Here is an 18,087-nt window from a genome sequence, read left to right as displayed (position 1 = left end):
GATGAAGACCGAAGGGCCCACCACGGCCCGCGGTGCTGTCGCGGGATTCCTGGAGAACCCCGTCATCGGCATGGCTCCGTGGATCATCTTCTCGCTCGTGGTCGGGCCGGGCAGGTTCGAGATCGCGGTCGTACTCGCCCTGGCGACGACGGTGGTGCTGGTCGCGGCCGGGCGGATCATCAACCCGGGCAGTTCGTGGAAACTGCTGGAACTCGCCGACCTGGCCTTCTTCACGGTCCTCGCCGTCGTGGGCATCCTCGCGAGCGACGGCACCCGCCGATGGCTGGAAACGTACGCCGGCGAGGTGTCCAACATCGCGCTCGCCCTGATCGCCTTCGGCTCCATGGCGGTCCGCATGCCGTTCACCCTCCAGTACGCGCGGGAGCGGGTCGATCCGGAGGTCTGGGACACGCCCGCGTTCCTGCGGACCAACTACCTCATCACCGGGGTGTGGGGGCTGGCGTTCCTGGTGGCCGCCATCGCGGGCGCGTACGGGGACCTGGTGCTGCACAACCCGAACAACATCTGGACCGGATGGATCATCCAGATCCTGGCCATCGTGGCGGCCCTGCGCTTCACCGACTGGTACCCGGACGTCGCACGCGCCCGGGCACTGCGCGAGGCGGGCCGGCCCGGCCCGGAGCCGCCGGACCCCGCCGGGATGTTCGTACCCCTGGCGGGACTGCTGGTGCCGATCGGGATCGCCGTCCTGATCTTCGACGGGAACGTGTGGTGGCTCGGCGTGGCCCTGATCGTCGGTGGAGGCGTGCTCACGAAGCGCTTGACCGCGCACCACTGATCCGGGGCCCGCGGAGGCGGGATGCGGGTGTTCGCGGCCCCGACCCGGTCGTGCAGCGGAATCACCGTTGCAGACCGGAAGTTGTGGGGGTGCACGTCGCGGATGCGTGTGGTGTCGATGGCGCACGGGTAGTGCGGGCACGTCGAGCCGATGGTGGGGCTCGCAGCGCAAGTGCGGGCACGCGGCGCGGAGCTGGAGAGGTGCGCGCCGCCCGACTTCCTCCGTCGTGAGGGGAACGGTGACCGGGAAGGCGCCGATGCCCGCGCAGGGACCGCCCGCGTACTCGTCTCCGGCGGATGGGCCGACTTGTCGCTGGTCTACGACCAGGGCGACTGCTTCGCCTCCGGCGAGGTCAACCACCATGTGTGTTCCGCCGGGTGGCCGCCTCGTCTGGCTCCCGAGACCTGCCCACGGGCGAGCGCCCTGGCCGGCGGGATCCGTACCGACGGGCAGCGGGCGCCGCCCGGTTGCCGCTGGACCGGACGGCCGGGTAGAGGGCCGGGGCGCCGGTGTCATGAGGCGGGGGCGGATACGGCCGCCCCGCACGGGTACAGGCGTGGTGTCAGCTGCCCCGGCGCGCTGCGGCTGCACGCGGCGGACGACTGGCACCTGCCCCGGATCCTGCACGACGCCCGCCATGCCCGGCGCAGGCGGGAGCAGGGGCGGAAGGTGACTCGGTCGCCGGGGTGCGGTACGAAGTCCCTCGTGAACGATCAGATCCAGCCCCCGCCCGCACCCGCGACCGTCCGCGTGTTCATCGCCCTCGCCCCGCCCGACGAAGCCAAGGAGGAGCTGGCACGGGAACTACGGCCCTCCTACCGCGCCTACCCGGGCATGCGGTGGAACCGCATCGAGGACTGGCACATCACGCTCGCCTTCCTCGGCGAACTGCCCGTCGCCACGGTCCCGCTCCTGCAGCCGCCGCTCGCCGCCCTCGCGGCGGCGCACCGGCCCCTTGAACTGGCCCTGCGCGGCAGCGGACACTTCGACCAGCGGGTCCTCTGGAGCGGGATCGACGGCGAGATCGAGGGGCTGCACCTGCTCACCTCCCACGTCCGCACCGCCGTCAGGGAGTGCGGCATCGCCTTCGAAGACCGGCCGCTGCGGCCGCACTTGACACTGGCCCGCGCCCGACGCAGCGACCAGTCCAGCACCTTGGAAGTCGCGGCCACGCTCACCGCGTTCGCCGGCCGCACTTGGCCGGCCGCACGCCTGCACCTGGTCGGCAGCAACATAGGCCGCGGCCCCGGCCCGATCCACTACCGCGACATCCGGTCCTGGGAATTCACCGGCAAGCGTTGAGCCCGGACCGGGGCTGCGCCGCCGAATGCCCCCGTATGGAGCACGCCCCGCCCGCCGACGCGGAAAATAACTCATGCGTATAAACTCGGACAATTTTACTCAACTGAGATCCTCGAAGCCGTGTCCGATGGCAGCAACTTCGCGTAGATCAGACAAAACTGGTCCGCCGTCGAAAGCCAATACGCAATGTCACCGACACAGAACCTCAACCGGGGCTGCTTCAGCAACACAATGCGGAGGTATCACGATTGAGCTCCATCAGGATGGACAACCGAAAACGCTCCACCGCCCAGTTGGAGACACGCCGTATCGCCACAGTGCTCACGTTCTCCGTCATAATCTCCCTGGCCAGCTTCACCGGCCCCGCCGCCGAGGCCCAGGCTGCCTCGCCCTACGGCGCCAAGGCCGTCGCGATCGCCGCATCAAAGCGGGGTGCCCCCTACGTGTACGGAGCGACGGGGCCGAGGGAATTCGATTGCTCGGGCCTCACGCTCTACGCCTTCCGAAAGGCCGGCCGGGTGCTTCCCCGCACCGCCGACGAGCAGTACGAACACACTCGCCACATCGGCCGTGTTCAGCGCGTACCGGGCGATCTCGTGTTCTTCCCCGCAGGCGCGACCATAGGACACGTGGGAATCTACGCAGGCCATGACAAGATCTGGCACGCCCCGCGGCCGGGCTCGCGCGTACGCCTCGAACGCATTTGGAGCGGAAACGTCCGCTACACTCGCGCCACCTGAGCGGCAGCTCGGCCTCCTCCGCTGCCTCGCCCTGGAAACCGGGGTCCAGGACCAGCTCCCTCCACGTCGCGGTCCGCCTCCAGACGCGCGTCGTCCCCGACCAGGAAGGCACACGATGGCCGGCCCACCCGCCCCCCGGCACCACTCGCCCCGGTGGAGCGGTGACACCCGCCGCACTCCCCCCTTCGCGGGCAGCGAGCGGGAGACGCTGGAAGCCACCCTGGACTGGTACCGGGAGACCTTCGAGCTCAAGTGCGCCGGCCTGTCCCAGGAGCAGCTGTCCGCGAAGGCCGTGCCGCCGTCCACCCTGTCCCTGCACGGACTGGTACGGCACCTGGCCGGTGTCGAGCGCTGGTGGTTCCGGATCCAGTTCGCCGGCGAGGACGTCCCGATGCTCCACTACTCCGACGACGACCCCGACCAGGACTTCGAGAGCCTGGACGGCGACGCCGCCGAAGCCTTCGCCGTATGGCGGGCGGAGTGCGAGCGGTCCCGGCAGATCACCGCCGCCGCGGTGTCGCCGGACGCCACGGGCATCCGCAAGAGCACCGGCGAGCCGATCTCCCTGCGCCGCATCATGGTGGACATGATCGCGGAATACGCCCGGCACAACGGGCACGCCGACCTGCTGCGCGAGTGCATCGACGGCTCCACGGGGCGGTGAACTGCCCGGCAGACAGCTCCCCTCCCCTGCGGTGAGGGGGGCGGCCGAGCGCGTGGAACGCGGCCCGCTACCGGGCCGCGCCCTCCTCGTGCGGGTGGATGGGGAGCGCCTCCTCGTAGCCGCGGACGGGGAAGGCGAGGCCTCGACCGCGTAGCGGCAGCCGTGGGCGGCAGGGCCGCCGCGCCGTGGCACGCCGACCGCTGCGGCGTCGGCCCGCCGGTGCGCTGCTCATCCGCCCCGACGGCCACATCGGCGTCCGCTGGCGCGACCCCACGGCGGGACTCCACCCTCAGCCACACCGTCACCGTCATCACCGGCTCGGCACCGTCCTGACCACCCCGTACCCGCCCGAAGGCCATGATCGGCGCGCGTGGGCCGGACCGGTCCTTCTCCGCCACGGGCCGAGCCTTCAGCGAGAAAACTCTTGATGCCGCACTAGAATGGCGGGTTGTTCGACGCCGGACCGGAACAACCCGGGCAGACCTGGGCTCCGCCGGCGACCCGGATGTCCCCCCGGGAGCGAGACGCGAGGGCCGATGGCAGCCACACCTGAGCGCGGTGACCTGACCTTGCTCGACGACAGCGACGTGCCCGAGGAGTCCGGCAAATCCGCCCGGTTCTCCGCGGGGCCCGCCGCCCCCACGCGCACCCTCGTCGACATCTTCGAGGCGTCCGTACGGGCGTACCCCGACGAGCCCGCCCTGGACGACGGCTCCGCCCAGCTGACCTACCGGGCGCTGGCCGTCGAGGTCGAACGCCGCCGGCGCGCGCTCGCGGCGGCCGGCGTGGGGCTCGGCGACCGGGTCGGCGTCCGCGTGCCGTCCGGGACCAATGAACTGTATGTGGCCATTCTCGCCGTACTCGCCACGGGCGCCGCCTATGTCCCGGTCGATGCCGAGGACCCCGACGAGCGGGCCGAGCTGGTCTTCGGCGAGGCCGGCGTACGGGCCGTGCTGGGCGGCGGACAGCGCGTCGACGTCACCGGCCTGCCGGACGTCCCCGTGTCCGCCGCGCGCCCCGGACCCGAGCACGACGCGTGGATCATCTTCACCTCCGGCTCCACCGGCAAACCCAAGGGCGTCGCCGTCAGCCACCGCAGCGCCGCCGCGTTCGTGGACGCCGAGGCCGCGCTGTTCCTGACCGACGAGCCCATCGGACCCGGCGACCGGGTCATGGCCGGCCTGTCCGTCGCCTTCGACGCCTCCTGCGAGGAGATGTGGCTGGCCTGGCGCTACGGCGCGTGCCTCGTGCCCGTCCCCCGCTCCCAGGTCCGCAGCGGCGCCGACCTCGGCCCCTGGCTGGTGGAGCAGGAGATCACGGTGGTCTCCACGGTGCCGACCCTGGCCGCGCTCTGGGAGCCCGAGACCCTCGACGAGGTCCGGCTGCTGATCTTCGGCGGCGAGGCCTGCCCGCCCGAGCTGACCCAGCGCCTGGTCACCGAGGGCCGCGAGGTGTGGAACACGTACGGGCCCACCGAGGCCACCGTCGTCGCCTGCGCCTCGCTCCTGACCGGCGAGGAGCCGATCCGGATCGGCCTCCCGCTGAACGGCTGGGAGCTGGCCGTGGTCGACGAGTCCGGCGAGCCGGTGCCGATGGGCGGCAGCGGCCAGCTCGTGATCGGCGGGGTCGGCCTGGCCCGCTACCTCGACCCGGAGAAGGACGCCGAGAAGTACGCCCCGCTGGAACCCCTCGGCTGGGAGCGCGCCTACCGCAGCGGCGACCTCGTCCGCGCGGAACCGGAAGGCCTGGTCTTCCTCGGCCGCAGCGACGAGCAGATCAAGCTCGGCGGCCGCCGGATCGAGCTCGGTGAGGTGGACGCGGCGCTCCAGGCCCTGCCCGGCGTCGCCGGCGCGGCCGCGGCCGTCCGTACGGCGCGCAGCGGCAACCAGCTACTGGTCGGCTACCTGGTCGCCCAGGAGGGCTGGGACCACGCGGCGGCCGTCGAGCGGCTGCGCGCCGAGCTCCCCGCGGCCCTCGTACCGCTGCTCGCGCCCGTCGACGAGCTGCCGACCCGCACCTCCGGCAAGGTCGACCGCAACGCGCTGCCCTGGCCGCTGCCCGAGCTGGAGACCACCGGCCCCACCGAGCAGCTGTACGGCACCGAGGCCTGGCTCGCCGAGCAGTGGACCGAGACCCTCGGGGTCGCCGTCACGGGCGCCGCCGACGACTTCTTCGCGATCGGCGGCAACAGCCTCGCCGCCGCCCAGCTCACCACCCGCCTGCGCACCCGCTACCCGCGTGCGGCCGTCCTCGACATCTACCAGCAGCCCGTCCTGCGCAAGCTGGCCCGGCGGCTGGAGAAGTCCGTACGGGAAGACGAGGCGGCCCGGGTCGTCACGCCCGTTCCGCTGCGGTCCAAGGCCGTGCAGTCACTCCTGCTGCTCCCGCTGTTCACCCTGGTGGGCCTGCGCTGGAGCGTGGCCCTGCTGGCGCTGGGCAACGCGCTCCACTGGTTCGGTGCCTACCCGTGGGCGCCGACCGCCTCGTGGTGGCTGGTCGTCCCCGGTGCGGCGCTGCTCTTCAGCCCTCCCGGCCGCCTCGTGATCGCGGCCGGCGGCGCGCGCCTGCTGCTGCGCGGGGTGAAGGCGGGGCGCCACCCGCGCGGCGGAAGCGTGCACCTGAGGCTGTGGACGGCCGAGCGGCTGGCCGAGTACGTGGGCGCGACCTCGCTCACCGGTTCCTGGCTGGAGCGGTACGCGCGGGCCCTCGGCGCCAAGGTCGGCCCCGAGGTGGACCTGCACTCGCTGCCTCCGGTGACGGGCATGCTCAAGCTGGGCCGCGGCTGCGCCGTGGAGTCCGAGGTGGACCTCTGCGGGCACTGGCTGGACGGCGACCGGCTGGTGATCGGCCCGATCAAGGTGGGCGCGGGCGCGGTGGTCGGCACCCGGAGTCTGCTCTTCCCCGGTGCGCGGGTCGGCAAGCGGGCCGAGGTGGCCCCCGGCTCCGCCGTGGTCGGGACGGTCCCCACCGGGCAGCGCTGGGCCGGTGCGCCCGCCGTCAAGCTCGGCAAGGCCAAGCACAACTGGCCCAAGGAGCGCCCGCAGCGCGGGCCCTTCTGGCGGGCCGCCTACGGGGCGGCCGGCGTCGGGCTCAACGCGCTGCCGGTGCTCGCCACCGTGCCCGCGCTGCTCGTGGTGAGCCGGTTCGTGCCCTCCGGCGCCGGGCTGGCCGAGGCCCTGCGCGGGGCCCTGATCGCCGTGGTGCCCGGGGCGCTCGCCTACGGGTTCACGTACGCGGCCCTGCTGCTGGCCTCCGTACGCCTGCTCAGCCTCGGCCTGCGCACCGGAACCCATCCGACGCACAGCCGGATCGGCTGGCAGGCCTGGACGGTCACCCAGCTGATGGACCTGGCGCGGGAGACGCTCTTCCCGCTGTACGCCGGTCTGATCACCCCGGTGTGGCTGCGGCTGCTCGGCATGAAGATCGGCCGGGGCGCGGAGGTCTCCACCGTGCTCGCCCTGCCGAGCCTGACCACCGTCGGCGAGGGGGCGTTCCTCGCCGACGACACGCTGACCGCCCCGTACGAGCTGGGCGGCGGCTGGATGCACATCGGGCACTCCGAGATCGGCCGCCGGGCGTTCCTCGGCAACTCCGGCATGACCGCGCCCGGCCGCAGCGTGCCGGACGGCGGGCTGGTGGGCGTCCTCTCGGCGACCCCGAAGAAGGCCAAGAAGGGCAGCTCCTACCTGGGCCTGCCGCCGGTCCGGCTGCCCCGGTCCGCCGAGAGCTCCGACCAGAGCCGGACGTACGATCCGCCCGCGCGGCTGCTGTGGGCCCGCGGCCTCGTCGAGCTGTGCCGGCTCCTGCCGGTGTTCTGCTCGGCCGCGCTGGCCGTGCTGATGGTGGCGGCGCTGTGCGCGCTGGCCACGGCGGGCGGCGGCCCGGGGGTCTGGGGCACGGCGCTGCTGTCCGGGGTGGTCCTGCTCGCCGCCGGCGTGGCCGCGGGCGCGGTCTCGGTGGGCGCGAAGTGGCTGCTGGTGGGACGGCACCGGGCGGGAGAGCACCCGCTGTGGAGCGGCTTCGTGTGGCGCAACGAGCTGGCCGACACCTTCGTGGAGGTACTGGCCGTGCCGTGGCTGGCGGGGTCGGTGCCCGGCACCCCGCTGCTGAACCTGTGGCTGCGCGGACTGGGGGCCCGGATCGGCCGGGGCGTATGGTGCGAGAGCTACTGGCTGCCCGAGTCCGACCTGGTGGAACTGGGCGACGGGGTCACCGTGAACCGCGGGTGCGTGTTGCAGACTCACCTCTTCCACGACCGGATCTTGAGGACGGATACTGTGGTCCTCCGCGAGGGCGCCACGCTGGGCCCGGGCGGCATCGTCCTGCCCGGAAGTTCGGTGGGGGCCCACAGCACGCTGGGTCCCGCCTCTCTCGTGATGGCCGGGGAATCCGTCCCCGCCGACACCCGTTGGCTGGGCAACCCGATCGAGGCATGGCGGACCTGACGAGGGCCCGGGCACAGCGCAGGGAGCGGAAGCGGCAATGAACGGCCAGAGGACAGCGGCATCGGACCCGTACTTCCCCGACAACGGTGACTCCCGTTACCGCGTGCACCGGTACGAACTCGCTCTGGAGTACCGGCCCGGCCCCAACCGGCTGGCCGGTACCGCCCGGATCAGCGCGATCGCCGGGCGGGCGCCGCTCGCCGAGTTCCACCTGAACCTGGCCGAGTTCAAGATAGGCCGGGTCATGGTCAACGGCCGGGCCCCGCACTACACCCACCGGGGCGGCAAGCTCCGCATCCGCCCGGCCAAGCCGCTGCCCGCCGGCGCCGCCTTCACGGTGGAGGTGCACTGGGCGGGCAATCCCAAGCCGGTGCGCAGCCCCTGGGGCGGGCTCGGCTGGGAGGAGCTGACCGACGGCGCGCTGGTGGCCAGCCAGCCGGTCGGCGCGCCCTCCTGGTACCCGTGCAACGACAGGCCCGCCGACAAGGCCTCGTACCTGATCTCGATCAACACGCCCTCCTCGTACACGGTGGTGGCGGGCGGGCGGCTGCTCACGCGGACGACCAGGGCGTCCACGACGACCTGGGTGTACGAGCAGCCCGCACCGACCTCCAGCTACCTGGTCGGCCTGTCCATCGGCGTGTACCAGACGGTGCTGCTCGGCGACCCCGGGCTCGGCGGGGTGCCGATGAGCGGCCACGTACCGGCGCACCTGCTGCCGCGGTTCTCCCGTGACTTCGCCCGGCAGCCCGCCATGATGCAGCTGTTCGAGGACCTGTTCGGGCCCTATCCCTTCGGGGAGTACGCGGTGGTCGTCGCCGACGAGGAGCTCGACGTCCCGGTCGAGGCCCAGGGCCTCTCCCTGTTCGGCGCCAACCACGTCGACGGCGCCCGCGGGTCGGAGCGGCTCGTCGCCCACGAGCTCGCGCACCAGTGGTTCGGCAACAGCGTGACCGTCACCGACTGGCGGCACATCTGGCTGAACGAGGGCTTCGCGAAGTACGCCGAGTGGCTGTGGTCGGAGCGCTCCGGCGGCCGCAGCGCTCACGAGCAGGCGGCCGCCGCGCACCGGCTGCTGGCCTCGCAGCCGCAGGACCTGCGGCTGGTCGACCCGGGCCGCAAGCTGATGTTCGACGACCGGCTGTACCAGCGCGGGGGGCTCGCGGTGCACGCGGTCCGCTGCGCCCTGGGCGACGGCGCGTTCTTCCGCATGCTGCGCGACTGGACCACGGTGCACCGGCACGGCGTGGTGAGCACCGCCACCCTCACCACGCACGTGGCCCGGTACGCGGCCGAGCCGGTGGACGACGTGTTCTCGGCCTGGCTGTACGAACCCTCCCTGCCGCCGCTGCCGGTGCCCCCGCCCGTACGGCCGTCGGCGACGACGCCCGCGAAGCCCGCGTACCCGCCCACGAACGGCCGGCCGAGCCGGGGCCGCACGTCTGCCTGACCTGGGGCGTGCCTGACCCGGGGCCTGCCGGGCGGGGGGGCGGGGACGGCCGGGCGAGGCCGGGGCCTCCGTCAGCCGCGCGTGTCGGCGGCGCCGAGCTCGTACGAGAGGTGCTGCGGGGCCAGCGCGGTCAGGAAGGCGTGCGCGTCGAAGATCTCTCCGGGCGCGGCGACGAGGCCCACCGTCTTGACCCGTCCCGTGAGGATCCGGCTGACCGCTTCGACGACGAGCGGCGCGGTGACGGCGTAGATGTCCTGCCCTCGGGCCACGGCGCGGCGCCGGGTGGAGCCGGCGCGAACGGTGACGTCGACGAGGAAGGTCTGCGCCGACCGGCCCCGCTCGTCGACCGGCTCCGGCGCCACGGCGTCCGGGGCCAGTACGTCCTTGACCGCCTCGACCGTCATGAAGGTCCGGATGTCCGGGGCGGACAGGTGGTGGGCGATGGTCACGCTGTCCGTGGTCGTGAACTCGCCGATCACCGCCCGGTCTCCGACCGGGGCGGGGAAGGACCACTGCCCGGTGGGAGCCGCGTCGGTACGCAGCTCCAGTCGGCCGTCCGCGTAGACGAGCCGGCGGCCCTCGCGCCGGCGCCGCGAGACCTGACTCGACCCGCGGGTCCCCGCCGTGGGCTGCCAACTGCTCAGGGCGAACGCGATGTCGATCTCGTCGGCCGCCGGGGCGTCACCCAGCGCGGCGGTGGCGAGCAGGTCGCCGAGGCCCCCGTAGAACGCCATCGCGGGCACGACCACGATCCCGGCCTCCCGGGCCCTGACCGCGAAATCGGCGAAGGTGTCGGCGACGGCCTCCACTTCGCCCGCGACGTCCAGGTAGGCGATCCGTGCGCGCAGGGCGGCCTCGATCACCGGCGCGGAGGTCTCTGCGAAGGGCCCGGCGCAGTTGATCACCGCGGCCGCTCCGGCCAGGGCGCGGTCGAGCGCCTCCGGATCGTCGGCCGATGCCGGCCGGACGTCGAGTCCGGGGCGTTCGGCGGCCAGTGCGCGGAGCTTGTCGGCGTCACGGCCGGACAGGATCGGGGTCAGCCCCCGGTCCAGCAGCTCGGAGACGACGAAGCGCCCGGTGTGCCCGTACGCGCCGAAGACCGTTACCGCCGCCGCCACTCGATTCGATTCCATGAGGCTCCCCGTTCGGTTGATCACTGGATGCCATCGTGCCGGTGAGGGGCCGTCGGACGGGAGTAGCGGTAATGCCACGCCCCGTACACTTTCGGACATGAGCCTTGTCGCGCTGGCCGTCACGCCCGGGGTCCCGCACTTCGAACTCGCCGCGGCCTGCGATGTGTTCGGTGTGGACCGGTCCGATCTGGCGGATCCCTGGTACGAGTTCGCCCTGTGCGGTCCCGATTCCGTCCCCGTCGGCGGCCGCTTCCGGCTCGAACCCGACGCGGGCCTCGACCTGTTGGTGCGGGCGGACACGGTGATCGTCCCCGCCTGTGCCGACTTGGACGCGGATCCGCCCGCCGAACTGGTCGACGCCGTACGCGCGGCCCACGAGGCGGGCGCCCGGGTGGCCTCCCTGTGCACGGGCGCGTTCGTACTGGCGGCGGCGGGTCTGCTGGACGGGCGCCGGGCCACCACGCACTGGCTGCACGCCGCCGCGCTGGCCGCCAAGTATCCCCGGGTCGAGGTCGATCCGGACGTGCTCTACGTGGACGACGGCAGCGTGCTCACCTCGGCCGGAAAGGCCGCCGCGATGGACCTGTGCCTGCACCTGGTCCGGCTCGACCACGGCTCGGCCGTCGCCAACCAGGTCGCGCGCCGCCTGGTCGTCCCGCCGCACCGGGCGGGCGGCCAGGCCCAGTTCGTCGCCACTCCGGTGCCCGAGCCGCGCGACCACCCCCTGGGTGCGCTGCTGGCCTGGACGATGGAGCGGCTGGACCAGCCGCTCACCGTGGAGGACCTGGCCCGCCGGGCCAACATGAGCTCGCGCCACCTGGCGCGGGTGTTCACCGACCTCACCGGCACCACTCCCCTGCGCTGGCTGCTGACCCAGCGCATCCACCGCGCCCAAGAGCTCCTGGAGACCACCGACGACACCATCGGTACGATCGCCACGGCCACCGGCATGGGCACCGACGCCACGCTGCGCCGCCATTTCAACCGTACGGTCGGCGTGCCGCCGGACGCCTACCGGCGCACGTTCCGCACCGCCGCCCGGTAGGGGCGGAAGAACGCGCGGAGCTCCTCCGCGTACAGCTCGGGCTCCTCGAACGGCGCGAAGTGGCCGCCGCGCGGCGGCTCGGTCGCGTACACGACGTTCGCCGTGCGCTCCAGCCACGCCCTCGGCGGGCGGACCACGTCGCCTTGGAAGATCGAGAAGCCGGACGGCACCTCGACCCGGCGGGCGTGCTGGGCGAGCGGGATCGCGGCGTTCGCGCGGTACATGCGCATGGAGGAGCCGATCGTCCCCGTGAGCCAGTAGAGCGTGACGTTCGTGAGGATCTCGTCCTTCGTGAAGCTCCGCTCGACGTCGCCGTCGCAGTCGCTCCACGCCCGGAGCTTCTCGACGATCCACGCGGCGAGCCCGGCCGGCGAGTCGGTGAGCCCGAAGGCGGCGGTCTGGGGTTTCGTACGCTGCATGGCGACGTACCCGCCCTCGCTCGCACCCCAGGCGGCGGTGGCCTCCAGCCAGGCGCGCTCCTCGGGGGCGAGTTCCGCCGGGTCGCCGGTGAAGAGCGGCAGGCCCGCGTCCGTGCGGTGGACGGCCGCCACCCGGTCGGGGTGGTCGAGCGCGAGGTAGCGGCTGACGTGGCTGCCTACGTCCCCGCCCGCCGCACCGAACCGCTCGTACCCGAGTACCCCCATGAGTTCGGCCCACAGCCCGGCGACGGCGACGGCGTCGAGGGGCGGGCCGGTGGGGCGCTCGGAGTACCCGAAGCCCGGCATGTCGGGGACGACCACGTCGAACGCGTCGGCGGGATCGGCGCCGTGCGCCGCGGGGTCGGCCAGGAGCGGGACGACCTTCGAGTACCGCCAGAACGAGTCCGGCCAGCCGTGGCCGAGGACCAGCGGCAGTACGGGCGCCCCGGCCGGGGCTACGGCGCGGGCGTGCACGAAGTGGATCCCCAGGCCGCGGAGCGGTACGCGGAAGTGCGGCAGCCGCGCGAGAGCCGCCTCCTGCGCCGTCCAGTCGAACCCGTCCGCCCAGTAGGCGACGAGCTCGCGCAGGTAGCCGAGGTCGGTCCCGAGGGACCAGCCGGCGTCCTCGGGCGCGTCCGGCCACCGCGTGGCGCGCAGCCGCGCGCGGAGGTCGTCGAGCGCGGCGGGGTCGGTGTGCGGGGTGAACGGCTCGGGGCGGGGGGAGGCGTCCGGCATGGGGCGCATTCTAGGGGGCGTCCCGTCGATCAGGCCGGATCAGCGAGCCCGGCATGATCGGCGAGACCCCGCCCAGGCCCCTGTCAGCAGCGGCTCGACGACCCGCTCTGGCGGGTGAGGTTGTCGTTGGACATCCAGCCGGACGCGTTCGTGTCGGTGGCGCGGACATAGGTCCACTTGTTGCCGTACGCGTTGACGACGTAGCACTGGTACATGAGCTTCGTACCGGACTTGGCCACCGCCACGGCGGGGCATTCCTGGTAGGGCCCGGTGGTGATGTGGTAGGTGCCGGACATGTAGCCGTGGGTTCCCGGGTTCCGGTCCTGATGGCTCCACCCGGTGCAGCTCGTCGAGACGGGAGTGGGCTCGGCCTGCGGCGGGGCCGATGCCTTGGGGGTCGAGCCGTTCTTCCCGCCCGGCGTCGGCGTCGAGGACTTGCCGGGCTTGCCGGAGTCCTTGGACGGCTTCGCGGACCCGGGGTTCTGACCCTGCGGGGCGGAAGGAACGCCGGTGGCCTGCGGCGGCGCGGCGTGGGCCTGCGACGGGCCGCCCTTGCCTGCGTGGCTGCCCATCGCCGCGTACGTGATGCCGCCTCCGGCCAGGACGACGGCGACGGCCGCCGCGATGGCCACGCGTCCGCGGGACGCGCTCCCTTGGCCGGGGGCGTGGGGCGCGGTCGGTGCGCCCATCGGGGCGACGGGCCCCGGCTGCCCGGGGGCGGGGGCCGGGTGGCCGGGGTACGGCGGTTGCGGGGCGGGCTGGGGGTACGGGACCGGGGCGGGGCCGTAGCCGGGCGGAGGGGTCGGTACGGATACGGGCCGTACGGTGGCGGGCGGGGTGCGGGGGGCGAGCGGCGGACCGGCCACGGGTGGGGCGGTCGCAGGTGGGGCGGTCGCGGACCGTGCCGTCGACGGGCCGGAGGCCGCCGGAGCCGCACCGTGCGCGCTCCTGCCCTCGGCCACCGCCTGCAGCATCTCGCGCGCCCGGCCGGCGGTGGGCCGGCTCTCCGGGTCCTTCGCCATGAGGGCGAGCAGAACGGGCGCGAGCGCTCCCGCCCGGCGGGGCTCCGGCAGCGGCTCGGTGACGATCGCCGACAGCGTGGACCAGGCGGACGTACGGCGGAACGGGTACGTGCCCTCGACGGCGGCGTACAGCGTCATGCCGAGCGACCAGATGTCCGACGCGGGGCCGGGTTCCCGGCCCTGTGCGCGCTCCGGCGGGAGGTAGTCGAGGGAGCCGATGATGTCGCCGCTGCGGGTCAGCTTGGCCATGTCCTCGTCGCCCGAGGCCTGCACGGTGGCTATGCCGAAGTCGGTGAGCACGACGCGGCCGTCGCGCTCCAGCAGCACGTTGGCCGGTTTGACGTCGCGGTGCAGGACGCCGGCCCGGTGCGCGGCGTCGAGCGCGTCCATCAGCTTGGCGCCGATCGCCGCGGCATCGTGCGGTGCGAGCGGGCCGCGCTTTTCCAGTACGTCGTCGAGCGAGGGACCGTCGACGAGTTCCATCACGATGACCGGGAGGCCCTCCTCCTCGGTCACGTCGTGCACGGTGACCACACCGCCGTGCCGGATGCGGGCGGCGGCCTGGGCCTCGCGCTGCATCCGCGTGCGCAGATCGGCCAGTTCGACCGCGGAGGCGTCGGTGTAGGCCCGCATGACCTTGACGGCGACTTCCCGGTTCAGCAGTTCGTCCACGGCGCGGGCGACCACGCCCATGCCGCCGCGTCCGATCATCGCGGTCACCCGGTACCGCCCGCCGAGCAACCTGCCGACCAGCTCCGCGCCGTTCGCCTCCCCCGCCGTCACCACACGCCCCATCCCTCGCCGTTCGCCAACTCGCCTACCGAGCAGGCCCAGCGTAGTGGCACGCACGTTCGGATCGGCGCAGGACGCGGACGGCACAACGGGCGGTCCGCACGTCGTGTCGACGTGGCGAACCGCCCGGGGCCGGGGCCGGTCCCCCGATCAGTCGGTGCCGAACTCCATCGCCGCGCGGTCGAGCAGCTCGTCGTCCTCGGAGACCTCGCCGCGGGAGGCGATGGCCTCGGCGCCGCCCTCCGGCATGGCACCGATCAGGCCGGTCGCCGCCGCCTGCGCGGCGCCGATCAGCTCGGGGTGCGCGGTGCCGACGATGCCGAGGCCCGCGTACTGCTCCAGACGGGCGCGCGAGTCGGCGATGTCGAGGTTGCGCATGGTGAGCTGGCCGATCCGGTCCACCGGGCCGAACGCGGAGTCCTCGGTGCGCTCCATCGAGAGCTTGTCCGGGTGGTAGCTGAAGGCCGGGCCGGTGGTGTTGAGGATCGAGTAGTCCTCGCCGCGCCGCAGCCGCAGGGTCACCTCGCCGGTGACGGCCGAACCGACCCAGCGCTGCAGCGACTCGCGGACCATCAGGGCCTGCGGGTCCAGCCAGCGGCCCTCGTACATGAGCCGGCCCAGGCGGCGGCCCTCGTTGTGGTAGTGCGCGAGGGTGTCCTCGTTGTGGATCGCGTTGACGAGGCGCTCGTACGCGGCGTGCAGGAGGGCCATGCCGGGCGCCTCGTAGATGCCGCGGCTCTTGGCCTCGATGATCCGGTTCTCGATCTGGTCCGACATGCCCATGCCGTGGCGGCCGCCGATGGCGTTGGCCTCCATCACCAGGTCGACCGGGGAGTGGAACTCCTTGCCGTTGATGGTCACCGGGCGGCCCTGGTCGAAGCCGATGGTCACGTCCTCGGCGGCGATCTCGACCGACGGGTCCCAGAACCGCACGCCCATGATCGGCTGCACGGTCTCCACGCCGGTGTCGAGGTGTTCCAGCGTCTTGGCCTCGTGGGTGGCGCCCCAGATGTTGGCGTCGGTGGAGTACGCCTTCTCCGTGCTGTCGCGGTACGGCAGCCCGTGGGCGACGAGCCACTCGGACATCTCCTTGCGCCCGCCGAGCTCGTGGACGAAGTCGGCGTCGAGCCACGGCTTGTAGATGCGCAGGTGGGGGTTGGCGAGCAGGCCGTAGCGGTAGAACCGCTCGATGTCGTTGCCCTTGAAGGTCGAGCCGTCGCCCCAGATCTGTACGTCGTCCTCAAGCATCGCCCGGACCAGCAGGGTGCCGGTGACGGCGCGGCCGAGCGGCGTGGTGTTGAAGTACGCACGACCGCCCGAGCGGATGTGGAACGCGCCGCACGCGAGTGCGGCCAGGCCCTCCTCGACCAGCGCCGCCCGGCAGTCGACCAGGCGCGCGATCTCGGCACCGTAGGTCTTGGCACGGCCGGGCACCGACGCGATGTCGGGCTCGTCGTACTGGCCGATGTCGGCGGTGTAGGTGCAGGGGACGGCACCCTTGTCGCGCATCCACGCGACCGCGACGGAGGTGTCGAGGCCGCCCGAGAAGGCGATGCCGACGCGCTCGCCGGCGGGCAGGGAGGTGAGAACCTTTGACATGGGAAGAGTATGCACTGAAACGCATGGCTATGCAAACCGCCTAAGGCTCGGCCGTCGAGGGGTGCGATGGGATCCATGGATGTTCACGAGCGCCACCGATGACACCGAGGGCGGCGGTGCGGCCGTCGCCGAGGCGGTCACCCCGCGGAATTCACCCCGAGGCACGCATGGTCGGCAGAGGACATCGGAATGGAGGGCCCCCTGGACGGGGCAGCGGATCGCGAGCGCGTCCGCCCGGCGCACGGCCGGCTGAGCGGGTCGAGAGCCCGGGCGCGTGCCTGCGGGGCCGGCCCCCATCCCCCGGGGGCCGGCCCGGGCCGGGTCGATACGGCCGGCAACTCACTCGGCTACCCCCGTGAAGCAAAGTTAGCTGTCAGCTATCGACCGGGTCCACGGTGGCGGACTCAAGCCAGATTGTCAACTGACCGCTAATCTGCAAAACTGGAAAATAGCTGAGAGCAATGTCGAGGAGGTGACGGAAGGGAGATGCGCAGTGTCCGGGACTGACGACCGGCCCGCACTGGCGGTGCGCCTGGACGACCTCTTCAAGACGGTTCGCCCCCAGGGCAGGCGCTGGACCAATGCCGAGGTGGCCGAGGAGCTGAAGCGGGCCAACCCCGAGATCAAGGCCGGCGGTGTGTACCTCTCGCAGCTGCGGACGGGCAAGCGCTCCAACCCCTCACCGGACCTGCTGGCCGCCCTCGCCCGTTTCTTCGGCGTATCGGTCGCCTACTTCTTCGACGACGAGGCCGCCGAGTCGGAGCTCGACGAGATCGCCGCCATCGAGGCCCTGCGGCAGGCAGGAGTCCGCTCGGTGGCGATGCGCGCGGCCGGCATGAAGGCGGAGAACCTGCGGGCCATCATGGCCATCATGGATCAGTACCGGCAGCTGCAGGGCCTTCCTCCCGTCACCGACCCCGCAGAGCCCCCGGGATCCAAGGGCCCCTCGGATCCGGAGTGAGAGGCCGCCCTTCCGGCCCGGGAGTCACCGGGTGGCGGCAGATCGCGCACGCCACCAGTCCACCGTCGCCCCGACCTGCTCGTCGATGGGAGTGGCGCGCGCGTCGAACTCGGCCTCGTACGCCGTCGAATCGACGATGAACGGCCGGTCGAACTGGTAGCGGATCTCCTTCAGTTCGCGGAGCAGCGGCGAGAAGAGCGAGGCCGCGCCCAGCACGGCGGACGGCAGCCGCCGCACCGCGACCGGCCCCGTTCCCGCCCGGGCGGCGAGCCGGTCCACCATCTCCCGGACGGACAACGCGGGTCCGGTCGGGGCGTGCCAGGCGCGTCCCCACGCCCGCTCCTCGCCCGCGACCTCGACCAGGGCCCTGGCCACGTCGGGGAGGTAGCTCCAACTGTGCGGGGCGTCCGGGTCGCCGAGGGTGGAGACGGACTTGCCGCGCAGCAGCGGCGGCACGACCCGCCCGGCCAGGTGCCCGCCGTCGGTCACGCCGGGCCCGAAGAAGTCCGAGGCCCGCACCTCGACCGCCTTGATGCGGCCCTCCTCGTGGAGCTTGCGGGCCGCTGCCCAACCGGCGGCGCGCACCCGGCCCTTGGCTCCGGTGGCCGCCAGGGGCAGCCCCTCCGTCAGGGGGCCGTCGACGGGCCCGTAGCCGTAGAGGTTGCCCAGCAAGACCAGGACGGCTCCGCTCTCCTCGGCTGCGGCGCAGACGGACGAGACCAGCGGAGGCCATTCGCTCGCCCAGCGGTGGTAGGGCGGGGCGGCGCAGTGGTGGATCGCGGCCGCACCCTGCGCCGCCCCGGCCAGCCGCCTGCCGTCGGCGGCGTCCAGCGCGACGTGCTCGATGCCGCGCTCCGCGCTGCGGCCCGATCTGGTGACGACCCGTACCGAATGCCCCTCCTCCACCAGGAGTCGAGCGGTGGCGGCCCCTGCGGGCCCGAATCCGATGACGACATGAAGGCTCACGGGCGAACACTAGCG

General features: G+C 73.0%; 13 protein-coding genes. 8 read left to right on the top strand and 5 right to left on the bottom strand.

From position 1 onward, the window contains the following. Position 1: 1 nt before the first annotated feature. The 6 genes from ACIBAD_RS31945 to ACIBAD_RS31920 all read left to right on the top strand — a co-directional run bounded on the left by ACIBAD_RS31945 (position 2) and on the right by ACIBAD_RS31920 (position 9,400). Positions 2–799, top strand: a complete 798-nt coding sequence (locus ACIBAD_RS31945) for a hypothetical protein (protein WP_398910188.1) — start codon at positions 2–4, stop codon at positions 797–799. A gap of 705 nt (positions 800–1,504) precedes the next feature. After that, a complete protein-coding gene (thpR, locus tag ACIBAD_RS31940) occupies positions 1,505–2,101 on the top strand; it encodes an RNA 2',3'-cyclic phosphodiesterase (RefSeq protein ID WP_398910186.1) in 597 nt (198 codons plus the stop codon). A gap of 263 nt (positions 2,102–2,364) precedes the next feature. Further along, the gene (locus ACIBAD_RS31935) at positions 2,365–2,841 is read left to right on the top strand and encodes a C40 family peptidase (RefSeq protein WP_134073995.1); all 477 of its coding nucleotides are present in this window, start codon (positions 2,365–2,367) and stop codon (positions 2,839–2,841) included. 115 nt (positions 2,842–2,956) lie between these two features. Beyond that, on the top strand, positions 2,957–3,505 hold the full coding sequence (locus tag ACIBAD_RS31930) for a DinB family protein (RefSeq protein WP_134067882.1): 549 nt from the start codon (positions 2,957–2,959) through the stop codon (positions 3,503–3,505). 536 nt (positions 3,506–4,041) lie between these two features. Further along, entirely contained in the window at positions 4,042–7,950 is a 3,909-nt protein-coding gene (locus ACIBAD_RS31925) for a Pls/PosA family non-ribosomal peptide synthetase (RefSeq protein WP_398910184.1), read from the top strand. Positions 7,951–7,987: 37 nt separating this feature from the next. After that, positions 7,988–9,400 (top strand): M1 family metallopeptidase, encoded by a 1,413-nt coding sequence (locus ACIBAD_RS31920; RefSeq protein WP_398910182.1) that lies wholly within the window; start codon positions 7,988–7,990, stop codon positions 9,398–9,400. A 71-nt stretch (positions 9,401–9,471) separates the two neighbouring features. On the opposite strand, the gene ACIBAD_RS31915 is transcribed toward ACIBAD_RS31920, so the two are convergent. Next, a complete protein-coding gene (locus tag ACIBAD_RS31915; RefSeq protein WP_398910180.1) occupies positions 9,472–10,533 on the bottom strand; it encodes a saccharopine dehydrogenase family protein in 1,062 nt (353 codons plus the stop codon). 97 nt (positions 10,534–10,630) lie between these two features. On the opposite strand from ACIBAD_RS31915, the gene ACIBAD_RS31910 reads away from it, so the two are divergent. Then, positions 10,631–11,578: a helix-turn-helix domain-containing protein gene (locus tag ACIBAD_RS31910; protein WP_398910178.1), complete on the top strand. Its 948-nt coding sequence runs from the start codon at positions 10,631–10,633 to the stop codon at positions 11,576–11,578. On the opposite strand, the gene ACIBAD_RS31905 is transcribed toward ACIBAD_RS31910, so the two are convergent. The 3 genes from ACIBAD_RS31905 to argG form a co-directional block, all read right to left on the bottom strand. Further along, the gene (locus ACIBAD_RS31905; RefSeq protein WP_398910176.1) at positions 11,545–12,732 is read right to left on the bottom strand and encodes an epoxide hydrolase family protein; all 1,188 of its coding nucleotides are present in this window, start codon (positions 12,730–12,732) and stop codon (positions 11,545–11,547) included. The two genes, ACIBAD_RS31910 and ACIBAD_RS31905, sit on opposite strands and share 34 nt — an antisense overlap. Before the next feature lie 83 nt (positions 12,733–12,815). After that, positions 12,816–14,549, bottom strand: coding sequence for a protein kinase (locus tag ACIBAD_RS31900; RefSeq protein WP_398910175.1), 1,734 nt, complete (start codon positions 14,547–14,549; stop codon positions 12,816–12,818). A gap of 147 nt (positions 14,550–14,696) precedes the next feature. Then, the gene (argG, locus tag ACIBAD_RS31895; protein WP_134067889.1) at positions 14,697–16,145 is read right to left on the bottom strand and encodes an argininosuccinate synthase; all 1,449 of its coding nucleotides are present in this window, start codon (positions 16,143–16,145) and stop codon (positions 14,697–14,699) included. A 493-nt stretch (positions 16,146–16,638) separates the two neighbouring features. Here argG and ACIBAD_RS31890 point away from each other — a divergent pair, with 493 nt between their 5' ends. After that, on the top strand, positions 16,639–17,106 hold the full coding sequence (locus tag ACIBAD_RS31890; protein WP_134067890.1) for a helix-turn-helix domain-containing protein: 468 nt from the start codon (positions 16,639–16,641) through the stop codon (positions 17,104–17,106). Positions 17,107–17,130: 24 nt separating this feature from the next. Here ACIBAD_RS31890 and ACIBAD_RS31885 read toward each other — a convergent pair whose 3' ends face one another. Further along, complete coding sequence (locus ACIBAD_RS31885; protein ID WP_398910172.1) at positions 17,131–18,072, bottom strand: NAD-dependent epimerase/dehydratase family protein; 942 nt, start codon at positions 18,070–18,072, stop codon at positions 17,131–17,133. Positions 18,073–18,087: the final 15 nt, after the last annotated feature.

Origin of the sequence: Streptomyces sp. NPDC051109 (assembly GCF_044455885.1) — a bacterium.
Classification (GTDB): domain Bacteria; phylum Actinomycetota; class Actinomycetes; order Streptomycetales; family Streptomycetaceae; genus Streptomyces.
This window is presented reverse-complemented; position numbering and strand designations above follow the sequence as displayed.